Annotated in this window: 10 protein-coding genes; 3 read left to right on the plus strand and 7 right to left on the minus strand. The window is 45.3% G+C overall.

The window, feature by feature from the left end:
• Positions 1–37 precede the first annotated feature (37 nt).
• The 4 genes from dnaB to ACJA3J_RS21335 form a co-directional block, all read right to left on the minus strand.
• Positions 38–1,399: a replicative DNA helicase gene (gene dnaB / locus ACJA3J_RS21320; protein WP_089650694.1), complete on the minus strand. Its 1,362-nt coding sequence runs from the start codon at positions 1,397–1,399 to the stop codon at positions 38–40.
• Between the two features lie 182 nt (positions 1,400–1,581).
• Positions 1,582–2,028, minus strand: coding sequence for a 50S ribosomal protein L9 (rplI, locus tag ACJA3J_RS21325; protein ID WP_406945211.1), 447 nt, complete (start codon positions 2,026–2,028; stop codon positions 1,582–1,584).
• Positions 2,025–3,998 (minus strand): DHH family phosphoesterase, encoded by a 1,974-nt coding sequence (locus ACJA3J_RS21330; RefSeq protein ID WP_089650696.1) that lies wholly within the window; start codon positions 3,996–3,998, stop codon positions 2,025–2,027. The genes rplI and ACJA3J_RS21330 overlap by 4 nt, the downstream gene beginning before the upstream one ends.
• A gap of 33 nt (positions 3,999–4,031) precedes the next feature.
• Positions 4,032–4,976 carry a YybS family protein gene (locus ACJA3J_RS21335; RefSeq protein ID WP_406945212.1) on the minus strand — a complete coding sequence of 315 codons (945 nt, stop codon included), beginning with the start codon at positions 4,974–4,976 and terminating at the stop codon, positions 4,032–4,034.
• Between the two features lie 163 nt (positions 4,977–5,139).
• On the opposite strand from ACJA3J_RS21335, the gene ACJA3J_RS21340 reads away from it, so the two are divergent.
• Both ACJA3J_RS21340 and ACJA3J_RS21345 read left to right on the plus strand, forming a co-directional pair.
• Positions 5,140–5,955: a histidinol-phosphatase HisJ family protein gene (locus ACJA3J_RS21340; protein WP_406945213.1), complete on the plus strand. Its 816-nt coding sequence runs from the start codon at positions 5,140–5,142 to the stop codon at positions 5,953–5,955.
• Positions 5,948–6,466, plus strand: coding sequence for an NUDIX domain-containing protein (locus tag ACJA3J_RS21345; protein ID WP_406945214.1), 519 nt, complete (start codon positions 5,948–5,950; stop codon positions 6,464–6,466). The genes ACJA3J_RS21340 and ACJA3J_RS21345 overlap by 8 nt, the downstream gene beginning before the upstream one ends.
• 57 nt (positions 6,467–6,523) lie before the next feature.
• Here the strand turns inward: ACJA3J_RS21345 and ACJA3J_RS21350 are convergent, their stop codons facing one another.
• From ACJA3J_RS21350 to ACJA3J_RS21360, 3 genes are all read right to left on the minus strand, one after another.
• Positions 6,524–8,041, minus strand: a complete 1,518-nt coding sequence (locus ACJA3J_RS21350) for an AbgT family transporter (protein ID WP_406945215.1) — start codon at positions 8,039–8,041, stop codon at positions 6,524–6,526.
• Between the two features lie 211 nt (positions 8,042–8,252).
• Complete coding sequence (gene serA, locus ACJA3J_RS21355) at positions 8,253–9,836, minus strand: phosphoglycerate dehydrogenase (RefSeq protein WP_089650701.1); 1,584 nt, start codon at positions 9,834–9,836, stop codon at positions 8,253–8,255.
• Between the two features lie 2 nt (positions 9,837–9,838).
• The gene (locus ACJA3J_RS21360) at positions 9,839–10,999 is read right to left on the minus strand and encodes an alanine--glyoxylate aminotransferase family protein (RefSeq protein ID WP_115823000.1); all 1,161 of its coding nucleotides are present in this window, start codon (positions 10,997–10,999) and stop codon (positions 9,839–9,841) included.
• A gap of 271 nt (positions 11,000–11,270) precedes the next feature.
• On the opposite strand from ACJA3J_RS21360, the gene ACJA3J_RS21365 reads away from it, so the two are divergent.
• The gene (locus ACJA3J_RS21365) at positions 11,271–12,944 is read left to right on the plus strand and encodes a peptide ABC transporter substrate-binding protein (RefSeq protein ID WP_406946344.1); all 1,674 of its coding nucleotides are present in this window, start codon (positions 11,271–11,273) and stop codon (positions 12,942–12,944) included.
• Positions 12,945–13,062 lie beyond the last annotated feature (118 nt).

The following is a 13,062-nucleotide window of genomic DNA, read 5'->3' on the forward strand; positions in this document are numbered from 1 at the left end:
AGACGCCCGAGGCTTTAAGTCTCGGGCGTCTTCCTTCTTATGCCGGTGGTACATCAGCATCGGAATACCGATGATCCAAATCGACGAACTTGTTGTATTCTTTCACAAAGGCAAGGGAGACTGTTCCCACCGGACCATTACGTTGCTTGGCCAGGATGATTTCAATGATGTTCTGGTTTTCGGATTCCTGGTCGTAGTAATCATCACGATAAAGGAATCCTACGATATCGGCATCCTGCTCAATCGAACCGGATTCACGCAAGTCAGACATCATCGGTCGCTTGTCCTGCCTTGATTCGACTCCACGGGAGAGCTGAGACAGAGCGATCAATGGAACATTAAGCTCACGAGCCAATCCTTTTAAAGAACGGGAAATTTCTGATACTTCCTGCTGACGGTTTTCTTTTGAGTTGGCGCTTCCCTGGATCAACTGCAAATAGTCGATCAGAATCATACCAAGTCCGTGTTCCTGTTTGAGACGACGGCACTTGGAACGGATTTCGCTGACGCGGATACCTGGTGTATCATCAATATAAATACCGGCGTTGGATAGACTTCCCATCGCCATCGTCAGCTTGTTCCAATCCTCTGTTTCCATCTGCCCTGTACGGAGACGCTGAGCATCGATGTTTCCTTCCGCACAAATCATACGGGAGACGAGCTGGTCGGCCCCCATCTCCAAACTGAAAATCGCGACATTCTCATCGGTATGGACCGCTACGTTCTGCGCAATGTTCAAAGCAAACGCGGTCTTACCCATAGACGGACGGGCGGCGATGATAATCAAATCATTCCGTTGGAAGCCAGAGGTGATATGATCAAGATCGCGATACCCTGTCGGAATTCCAGTCGTACTTCCGTCATTGTGGTGCAGCTGTTCAATGTTGTCATAAACGTCAATCAGTACGTCTTTGATACTTTTGAAAGCACTGGAATTTTTCCTTTGGGAAACCTCGAGAATGTCTTTTTCTGCGGCGTTTAATACATCCTCTAAGTCCTCTTCTTCTGAATAGCCGGTCGTTACGATATTCGTAGCCGTACGGATCAAACTTCTAAGGGTCGATTTTTCACTCACAATGCTTGTGTAATACTGGATATTCGCAGCAGTCGGTACGGAGTTTGCGATATCCGTCAAATAAGAAACCCCTCCAACTTCCTCGAGCACCTGGTTGTTGGAAAGAGCTGCCGTTACGGTGACGAGATCGATCGGCTCTCCTTTATCTGAGAGCGAAAGCATCACTTCGAAAATTCGCTGGTGGCTCGCCCGATAGAAATCTTCAGGAAGAAGATACTCAGCAGCTGTCGACATTGCTTCAGGTTCTAAAAAGACCGCACCGAGTACCGCCTGTTCAGCTTCTATATTATGGGGCGGGGTACGATCGTTCCACATTTCACTCACTGTTGTTCCTCCTCTGAATCTAAAGCACGGATGGCCCGTCCGTCACAAACAACCGCACGTTGTACGGTTATTTTATACATCCTTCCTTTTCATTATGAAAAAGAGGGATGTGAGCCAGAAATACAAAACAGAAGCGCCCAATAGCTCCAGTAGAATGGATTGGGCGCTTGATCGTTCAAGACTTACTTTTCCTCGACATGGACTTTGATCGTACCTGTTACTTCTGGGTGAAGTTTCACAGGGACGTTCGTGTAGCCCAATGCCCGGATCGGATCATCAAGCTCGATTTTACGTTTATCGATTTTAATATTATGGGATTTCTTCAGTTGCTCGGCGATCTGCTTACTTGTAATGGAACCAAATAAGCGGCCGTTATCTCCGGATTTCGCCACAAGCTTCACTTCGAGATCCGCAAGCGTTTCTTTCAAACGTTTCGCTTCCTCGACTTCTTCCTGTGCTTGCTGTTCGGCTTTGGCATCTTTAGCTTTTTGCGCCTGAACGTTCCCCTTCGTCGCTTCTACCGCCAAATTGTTTTTTAGAAGGTAGTTGCGCGCGTATCCATCGTTTACTTCTTTGATTTCGCCTTTTTTGCCTTTTCCTTTGACATCCGCTTTGAAAATTACTTTCATTCTGTGTCTCCCCCTTCAAAATATTCATCAATAATATCTTGCAACAATGCTTTTGCATCTTCAATCGTTGTATCTTCAAGTTGTGTGGCTGCGTTCGTCAAATGCCCGCCACCGTTCATCCTCTCCATGATGACCTGAACATTGATATCCCCGAGAGAACGGGCACTGATGCCGATCCGTCCATCACTTCGCTCAGAAATAACGAACGAGGAAACAATGCCGCTCATGGTCAGTAGCGTATCCGCGGCCTGTGCAATGATAACAGGTCCGTAAGTTTCTCCACGGTCCCCGGTGGAAATCGCAATTCCATCTCTGTAAACAGAGGCCCGTTCAATCAGCTTACTTCTGCGGATATAGACATCGAGATCTTCTTTCATGAACTTCTGGACTTGTACGGTATCCGCTCCCTTGGACCTCAAGTATGAGGCAGCATCGAATGTCCGTGACCCTGTACGGAGCGTGAAGCTTTTTGTGTCGACAATAATCCCTGCGAGCAGGGCAGTCGATTCGAGCATCGACAGTTTCAGTTTTTTCGGCTGGTATTCAAGCAGCTCAGTGACTAGTTCTGCCGTCGATGATGCGTATGGTTCCATATAAACAAGTGTCGGGTCGGCTATGAATTCTTCTGCACGTCTATGGTGATCAATCACGACGACATGCTCCGTTTTGGAAAGCAGCTTCTCCTCAATGACCATGGAAGGCTTGTGCGTATCCACAACAACAAGTAACGTCTCATTTGTCACCATTTCTAAAGCATCCTCAGGTGGGATGAAGTAATGCCAGAGGTCTTCGTCTTTCTCGATTTCCTCGACCATCCGTTGAACGCCGGTGTCGATATCATCCGGATCAAGGACGATGGCAGCTTTCTTGTCGTTTGCCTGGGCAATTTTCAAGATACCGATCGACGCGCCGACAGAGTCCATATCCGGGGATTTGTGTCCCATGATCAAGACCTTCTCACTTGCCTGAACAAGTTCTTTCATGGCATGGGAGATGACGCGGGCGCGTACCCGTGTCCGTTTTTCCATCGGATTTGTCTTTCCGCCATAGAAACGGACTTTTCCTGAATCATCTTTGATGGCGACCTGGTCTCCGCCTCGGCCAAGGGCAAGATCAAGACTCGATTGAGCTAGTTCGCCAAGCTCCGGAAGACTGACCGGACCGACACCGATTCCGAAACTTAACGTCAGTGGAACGTTCTGATCTGTAATCAATTCACGTACATCATCAAGGATTTCAAACTTCGCTTTTTCCAAAGTATAAAGAATTTTCTGGTTCATGACCGCCATGAAGCGCTCTTGAGAAGTCCGCTTCAAGTAAATGCCATAGTCTCCCGCCCACTTGTTTAAAATCGAAGTCACTTGCGAGTTGATATGGCTTTTGGCGGTGTCATCCATCCCCTGAGTAATTTCTTCATAGTTATCAAGGAAAATAATGGAAAGAACCGTCTGTTCATTTTCATAACGGTTGTGGATTTCCGTCTGCTGTGTCCGGTCGAACAAGTAAAGCAGACGTTCATCCCTTTTGATGATCGTCTGGAATTTATAACCGGCAATCGTGATCCAAACTTCATCTTCCTCATCTTTCACACATGGAATCAAGTGATCGGAAAGTCGTTTTAACGATTCGCCAACAATCGTATCCTCTTCTGTGAACTTGTTCATATAAGGATTCGCCCACTCGATCATATAGTTTTCACTATAGAGAACGATTCCGATGGGCATTTCCAGTAAGGCTTCTTCGCCCACTTTTTTCACCCTGTAGGATAAGGTCGATATATATTCTTCTGTCTCATTGATCATGTTCTGTTCAGTACGGACACTGTAAAAAATGGACGCAGCTAAAAAGAGCGTCATCATTAGTCCCAGCATCCATTGATAGTACCAGATGAAGCCAAGCAGAAGGAGGGAGATCAAATAAATGATCCACAAGTGTCCGCTCATTGTTGGTTTTTTAAAAAAATTCGGCATTGCATTCAGCTCCTACCATCTTCTTGAGAGCGATCATTCTTTCTTTTCTTCCACACGTTCCCTCATCGGAAATCCTATATCAATTATACCGATTATTCTCACAAGGTACATGATGATTTGTGGAAGAAGTATGGAAAATACAACCACAAGAATCGGTATAGCTTTTGACCACTTTTTCTTCCATGCATAGAAAAAGACGAAAGAGAATCCCTGCAGGACGATCAGTGCTCCCGTCAGAATAAATACATTCACGGCAGCTAAATAAATCAGATTATTGCCATCCATCGTGACATAATTCAAGATCATTGCAACAAAGTAATACCATAATATTGATGTAGGCAGCTTGAAGTTCTTAAAATCCGTGAATCCCATGGACTGATTTTCGATGCGATTGATCAGTTTATAGGTCGTCCATTGGCTGACGAAAGCCATCATGACACCACTCATCGCCAATATACTTGGGACAATATCCGGGATAAAATCAATCAATTGCCCGATCTCAGCCAAATCCGTCTCTACCTCTTCTCCATCAAGAAGCCCTGAGAAAATTCTCTCGAAAGTGCCGTAGCCCTGGTTCATCCCATTTTTCAGTTCTTCCATTAAATTGACTCCAAGAAAGAGCTGCGTGATTAAGAGAATTCCGAGAAGACCGATGACAAACCCAACAGAGCCAATAGCAAGAGCTTCATAGGATGAACGTTTGTGATGCAAAGCGATACCTAAGAAAATCCCGCCAATTCCGGCCAGCAAGGTGAAAACGGTAAATACGGTCGCAAATAATAGTGTGAAAATGGTGGCGGCCACAAACATGAGGCCCCCTGCTTTTCCACCATAACGATAACTATAATAAACAAATGGAACAGGCAGGATCATTAATAGTAGTGGTCCCATAACCGGCACAAAAATGATTACCAATAACAATAGCAGATATAGGCCGGTCATTAAAGCCCCTTCCGTCAACCTCTTTGTGTCATTCATGATTGATAAAGCACCTCTATTTCTATCGCGCTTGTCTTAACCTCCCTATTTTAACATATCAACCCCTCATACTTCTCGTATCAAATGCTTCCATCCGCTTCTTCTTGGTGATTTTTTCTAATGTTTGTTATGATGAATAAAATTCGATAGAGGAGGGCCGCACATGCGCACCGATTACCACGTCCATATGGCGGAAACCGGAAACCTTGATGTCGACTATCTACGAACCTACATAACAAAAGCGAAAGAAGAAGGAATCGAAGAATTAGGCATATCTGAACATGCATATTTTTTTCAGGAAACACGCGACATTCTCTCCAACCCATGGGTGGAAAACCGTCGTACACTTGACTTTGAAACCTACCAAAAGATGTTTGATGAAGCAGCCAAAGCAGAACTCCCGATCAAGATGGGCATTGAAATGGATTACATGCCGGGAAAAGAAAAAGAGATGGAAGCCTTCATTTCTTCCCATCCTTTCGATTACGTGATCGGTTCAGTACACTGGATCAATGAATGGGGCATCGATCTTGCGATTTACCGGGATGAATATGAAAAACGAGATTTAAAAGACGTCTATCAGCAATACTTTGACCGTGTCGTCACCCTTGCAGAGTCAGGACTTTTTGATTTTGTCGGACATATTGATGTCATCAAAGTGTTCGGTTACCGGCCGGATGACAAAGAATTTTTGAAAGAACAATATAAACGCGCAGCAAAAGCTCTAGCGAAAACAGATACATGCATTGAAATCAGTACGGCAGGCTTGCGCAAACCAGTTGGAGAACTCTATCCAGATCCGACGCTTTTACAAATGTGTAAAGATGAAGGTGTTGGAATCGTTCTCTGCTCGGATGCCCACAAGCCGGACCATATCGGGTACCGTTATGAAGAAGCGATCGATCTTGCAAAATCCGTTGGTTATACAGAAGTCCATACATTCTCCAACCGCAAACGCCAGGTGCATCCCATTGGCTGACTTCATTTTTAAGAAGCGGTTTGGGCTCGAAAAAAATGAGGGGTACAAAACAAACAAGCGAACCGCAGTCAGAGGCATTCTTTTTCAAGAAGAAAGAATTCTGATGGTGAAGTCGAACCTCGGGGATTACAAATTGCCTGGTGGGGGCGTTAATGATGGAGAAAAAGATGAGGAAGCTCTCATCAGAGAAATCCAGGAAGAAACAGGCTTTAGGAACTGCCAGGTGAGGCAATTTGCCGGTGAGGTTGTGGAAAGCCACCTTGACGTGTATGACCCGGAAGCCATATTTGAAATGACCTCCCGTTATTATTTTTGTGAGTGGTGGGGAGAGAAGGGCGGACAACAGCTGGATCCCTATGAGGAAGACCAGGACTTCACACCCGTATGGATAAGCGTCGAGGAAGCCCTTGCCCAAAACAGAAAAATACTGGATCAAACGAAAAAAAATCCATGGATCGAGCGAGAGAATTATGTTTTAGTTCAATTACTGAATAACGTGCAAACTTCCTGATATCCGAAAGATAAACGAAAAAAGCTCAACGTCACACCGACGCTGAGCTTTTTTTCATTAATATTGAATTGGTGCACCAGGTCCTACAGGGATTCCTAATAGCACCCAAACGAGCAACAGTAGCAACCAGCCAAGTAAGAACGCAACGGAATAAGGAATCATCATGGAAATGAGTGTTCCAATCCCTAGCTTCTTATCATAGCGCTGAGCGAACGCGATGATGACCGGGAAGTATAGAAGCAACGGGGTAATCATGTTCGTCACAGAGTCTGCGATACGATAGAGCAATGTCGTAAACTCCGGAGAATAGCCAAGGTTCATCATGATCGGAACGAACACAGGGGCCAAAATTGTCCATTTAGCTGAAGAACTTCCAATGAAGAAGTTGACGACCATCGTCAATCCAATAAACGTTAAGATGAGTCCAATCCCATCAAACCCTGTAGAATTCAAAAAGTCTGCCCCGCGAAAAGCGATGACAGTCCCTAAATTCGTTTCACGGAAATACGCGATAAACTGTCCCGCCGTAAACGCAAGGGCAATATAACCGCTCATGCTTGCCATTGTTTTTCCAAGCAGTTTGGTAAGGTCCTTATCATTAGAAATCTCTTTTGTAACGATTCCATAAATCAAACCCGGGACCAAGAATAATAGGAAAATGACGAATACCAATGCACTGAAAAACGGAGATTCAATATAGGCCCCGTCTCCACGCAAAGGACCAAAAGACAAGTAAGCCATGAGAGCAAACGTAATCAGAAAACCGATCCCAGCAAGACGCATCCCTTTTTTCTCAAGAGTGGTCAACTCATCGATTTCCCCATCCTGCTCACCTTCATACTTACCAAGTCTGGGTTCTACGATTTTTTCAGTTACGAGCGTACCAATAAGAGTGATCAGAACGACAGACACGGCTGCGAAGAAGTAATTCATTGTGACCGTAATCGTTTCTGCATAAGCAGGGTCAATCGTACGTGTCGCTTCAGCAGTCAACTCCTGAAGGATGGCATCGGTAGACGTGAGAGCTAAATTGGCACCAAACCCACCAGACACACCTGCAAAGGCGGCCGCAAGTCCAGCAAGCGGGTGTCGCCCAAGTCCTAAGAAAAGGACGGCTCCAAGTGGTGGAAGTACAACGTAACCGGCGTTGACCGCTACACTGGACATGACTCCGGCGAAAACTAAAGCGGCCGTCAACAATTTTTGAGGAAAGGAAAACACAATTCCTTTCAAAGAAGCATTAATTAAACCCGTTTGTTCAGCAAGACCAATGCCGAGCATGGTCACAAGAACGGCTCCAAGCGGCGGAAACCCAATAAAGTTATCGACCGCGCTGTTAAATAGATAATCCAATCCACTCAGACTAAAAAGATTTTTCACCTCTACGGCTTCCCCTGTCGTTGGATTTGTGACAGATACACCGGCAAAAATTCCAGAAATAATCACTACGATAAATGCTAATATAGCAAACAGCAACAATGGTGATGGAAGCTTATTCCCCAGCCATTCGATGCCATCTAAAATACGAAATAAAAACCTACGACCAGATGAAATCTCTGCTCTGTTTTCCTCCATTATATACCCTCCCTACAAAGTCGATGAATTAAGTCGGAATTAAATTTAACAAGAGAAAGTCTCAAAGTCAAAGCTTTTGTACTAGATTTTACAAAACTATAAAATGGAATCACTTTTTCCATAATAAAAAGACAAACCTGTCGAGGTTTGTCTTTTTATTTATTAAATAATAGCAATTATCTTCGGATCAGCTACCCATAAATGGATACAATTAAATCGTCAAACACTGCACTTGCTTGATATCTTCAATTTGAGCAAGCTTTTCGTTACACTCCCCATCCACAGGTTTGTCTACCGTGAGCACCATGACGGCTTCTCCACCTTCATTCGTACGTCCAACCTGCATGGTTGCAATGTTGATTTCATGTTCGGCAAGTAAGCTTCCCACGCGGCCGATCGCGCCTGGCTGGTCGGTGTGGCGGATCACGACAAGGTGTCCCTCTGGAACAACGTCGATGGAATACTGATCAAACTGCACGATACGTGCGCCTAAACCGTTCAGCAGCGTACCGGCAAGGCTGCGTTTTTCCTGATCGGTCTCGATTTCGACGGTGATCAAGTTCGTGAATCCTTTCGTTTGGGTCGACTTCTGCTCATTTACCGTAATCCCTTTATCAGAAGCTGTCTTGAACGCATTCACATCATTCACACGTTCTCCGATATGACGTTTCAATATCCCTTTGACGGCAATCCTTGTAAGAGGCATTGTATCAACCTCAAGCAAATCGCCACTATAATACACGTTCACACGCTCAAGCGTACCTTCCACCACTTTTGATAAAAAGGCGCCTAAACGTTCAGAGAGCTTGAAGTAAGGGGAGAGCTTCTCCATCATTTCTGATGACACAGAAGGTAGATTGACCGGGTTTCTCACCGTTCCTCCGCGCAATAGTTCCAGCACATCGTAGCTGACGTCTGTCGCGACGTTTTCCTGGGCTTCGATCGTACTTGCACCGAGGTGAGGGGTGGCAATCACTTCCGGCAAGGATAACAACGGATGCTCCGTCGCAGGTTCTTCTTCAAAGACATCAAGCGCTGCCCCGGCGATTTTCCCAGATTGGATCGCTTCATAAAGCGCATTTTCTTCTACAATCCCTCCACGGGCACAATTCAATATACGGGCTCCCGTCTTCATCATGGCAATGGCCTCTTCATTAATCAGATGCTTCGTTTTGTCAATCAGAGGGGTATGAACAGTCAGGAAGTCTGCCTGTTTGAGAACTTCCTCTAATGTCCCATGTGTGACACCTGCTTTTTCTGCTTTTTCTTCATTCAGAAACGGATCGAAGGCGACCACTTTCATGCGGTGACCTTTGGCGCGCTGGGCGACTTCGCGACCGATGCGCCCGAACCCGACAATGCCGAGCACTTTATCTTTCAACTCAACGCCGACGAATTTTTTACGTTCCCACCGCTTTTGTTGGAGCTGATGATAAGCTTGCGGAATGTTCCGAGCTAACGACATGAGCATCGCCATCGTGTGTTCGGCTGTCGAGATCGTATTCCCATCTGGGGCATTCACGACAATGACGCCGTTTTCCGTGGCCGCATCGAGATCGATGTTATCGACTCCCACTCCCGCACGACCGATAATCTTCAAATGAGGGGCATGTTCAATGACTTCTCTTGTCACTTGCGTCTGGCTTCTTACGATAAGTGCTTCTGCCGAACCGATTTCCTCCAACAACTGCTCATGAGATAAGTTCGGATTCATGACGGTTTCGATATCTTCCGCCTCTAATAGAGGTCTGATTCCATCTTCACTCAGTGGATCACTAATCAATACGCGGTGCATCTCTATTCCTCCCTTGTACGTTCCAAATAAACGGCTTGCGCAGCTGCGACACCCGCTCCAGGTTCGAATTCATGACCTAAACGTTTCAAGACAATTTCAAGAATTCCTATATATTGAAGAACATTAGCAGGACGACAGTATCCCATGTGTCCAATCCTGAAAATTTCACCCTTCATATGCTTCTGTCCGCCAGCTAAAATAAGGCCGAACTCTTCATTCGCCACTTTTCGGAGTTGTTCTGCCTCAAAAGATTCTGGTCGGATCGATGTGACGGTCGATGAAGCATCTTCGTCAGAGACCAACAGAGGTAGGTTCAAGGCACGGCAAGCGTCCCGTGTCATTTCTTTCATCGTTTGGTGACGTTCAAAAACCCGATCTAAGCCTTCCTCTTCCAACAATCCAAGGACCTGCTGGAGACCGAAAAGAAGGGAAAGAGCAGGTGTAAAAGGAGTCTGCCCTCCTTCAAGTTGTTGACGGTATTTCCGTAAATCTAAGTAAAAACGAGGACGCGGATTTTCATCAATGACTGACCAGGCCTGAGCTCCGACAGCCAAAAACGCGAGCCCCGCAGGAAGCATCATCGCTTTTTGTGAACCTGAAACTAAGATATCGATTCCAGACTGATCCATCTTCACTTCGGCGCCTCCAATAGAAGAAACCCCATCGACGATGACAAGAGCTGAACTTATAGATTTTACACGCTCAGCGATTTTTTCCACCGGATGCATGACCCCTGTCGATGTTTCACAGTGTGTAAGAAATACGGCCTTCGTATCGGGATGTTCTTGAAGTGCTTCTTCCACTTGGGAGATCTCGACTGCTTTTCCCCATGGGACCTCAACGCGTACCACATCCAATTCATATGTCTCACAAATCTGAGCAAAACGATCTCCGAATGCTCCAGCGACTACGACAATTGCTTTGTCCCCGGGCTTGGTCGTGTTTACAACAGATGCTTCCAAAGAAGACGTCCCGCTCCCTGTAACGACCAGCACCTCTCCAGATGTACCGAACACCGGCTTCAGTTTAGGAGCAATAGCATTGATCAAATCTTTGGCCTTCCCACCACGGTGGCCGATCATCGGTTGATTCATGCTCCGTTCTACACTCGGTGGAATTGGCGTTGGACCAGGGGTGTGCAACAAATCCCATTCACGTTTCATACTTCTTTCAACCTCCTCTATATTCAGTGATTCACTTTTCTCCATAGATCCTTTTATGCTTTAGAAAAGCAATGATATTCTCTAATCCTATCAAAGAAAGAACCATTGTCAATTAAATTAGAATATTCTGTTCAACGACATTTTTTTCTTATTTTTATCGAATAAAGAACTTTGATTTTTTTCTTTTTTATCTGTATAATTCAAAAAGTAATTATTTTTAGAAAATTAAAAATAGGGGGAATTCACTTTGAGAAAGCATCTATTGGTGTTAATGGCACTGATGTTCGCACTGTTTCTTGCAGCTTGTAGCGGGGGAGACAGCGAAACATCAACAGACACAGGTGAAGAAAACACGGATGAAACATCTGAAGAAACAACTGAACAGTCAGACGAGGGAGAAGCTTCCGGAAATCAAGAAATTACCGTAACAGCGAAAAGTGAGATCCCTAGCATGGATCCATCTCTAATCACCGATTCGGTCGGTTTCCAGTGGGCTGGGGAAACTTATGAAGGGCTATACCGCCTGGATGAGAACAGCCAGCTTGTAGATGGAATGGCAGAAAGCTCCGAAGTGAGTGAAGACGGCCTGACATGGACATTTAAATTGCGTGATGCGGAATGGTCCAACGGTGACCCTGTCACAGCACACGACTTCGTATATGCATGGAGAAGAGCTGTCGACCCAGAGGTTGGCTCTGAGTACGGCCCTTACTTCCTTGGAGGCATCATTAAAAATGCCCAAGCCATCAGTGATGGTGAAGCAGAACTTGAAGAGCTGGGCGCTACAGCTGAAGATGACAAGACCCTTGTCGTCGAACTTGAAAAGCCTGTTCCATACTTCAAATCTATGACGGTATTCATTACATTCATGCCGTTGAACCAGAAGTATGTAGAAGAACAGGGCGACAAATTTGCTACAGAAGCTGAATATACAATTTCTAACGGGCCATTCCAAATGACGGAGTGGAATCACGGCGAAGGCTGGACCGTTGAGAAAAGTGATACGTACTGGGATGCAGACACCGTTCAATTAGAAACGATTAATGCAAAAGTAATTAAAGAAGTTTCTACTGGTGTCAACCTTTATGATACTGGTGAAATCGACCAGACGGAATTGAACGCTGAATTCGTGGACCAGTACCGCACGAGCGACGCTTTCAATGTTGCAGAAAAACCATACTTATACTTCTTCAAGTTCAACCAGGAGAATAACGAAGCTCTTGCGAATGCAGACATTCGTAAAGCGATTTCCTATGCGATTGACCGTCAGTCACTCGTTGACGTCATTTTGAACGATGGATCTGTACCAGCAGAAGGCTATGTTCCATCCAACTTTGTTTCTATGCCGGACAGTGACCAAGACTTCCGTGAAGCACAAGGTCCATTGGTTGAACATAATGTAGAAAAAGCAAAAGAACATTGGCAGAAAGGCCTGGAAGCACTAGGTACCGATTCTGTTGAAATTGAACTCCTTGGTGATGATACAGGGACTTCCAAAGACGTTCTTGCCTACTATAAGAACCAACTGGAAGAAAACCTTGAAGGCGTAACCATCAACTTGATGGAAGTACCATTTAAAGAACGTGTCCGCCGTGACAACGAAGGCGAATTCGAAATGGAAGCTGCTACATGGGGTCCAGACTATGTTGACCCGAACACTTACTTGAACATGTACCTTACAGATGGTCAGAACAACAACATGGGCTACTCCAGCGAAGAGTATGACGCGTTGATTGAAAAGGCGAACGGCGAGTATGCCCAAGAGCCTGAAAAACGTTATGAAACATTCTTGGAAGCTGAAAGACTGCTTCTAGAAGAAGATCAAGCGGTAGCACCAATCTATCAGGATGCAAAAGCTCAACTTTTCCGTCCTTCGATCAAAGGTGTCTTCACCACAGCAACAGGCCCGGAATTTGAATTTAAATGGGCTTATGTAGAAGAGTAAACGAATCTAAAAACGACAGGGACTTTTCCCTGTCGTTTTTTTACATTCATAGTCTTGAAATTTCCCGTCTATTCGCGATATAGTCTCTTAAGGTATGAAAAAACGAAAGGGGCGGATG

This window comes from Halobacillus sp. SY10 (genome assembly GCF_045401165.1).
Classification (GTDB): domain Bacteria; phylum Bacillota; class Bacilli; order Bacillales; family Halobacillaceae; genus Halobacillus; species Halobacillus aidingensis.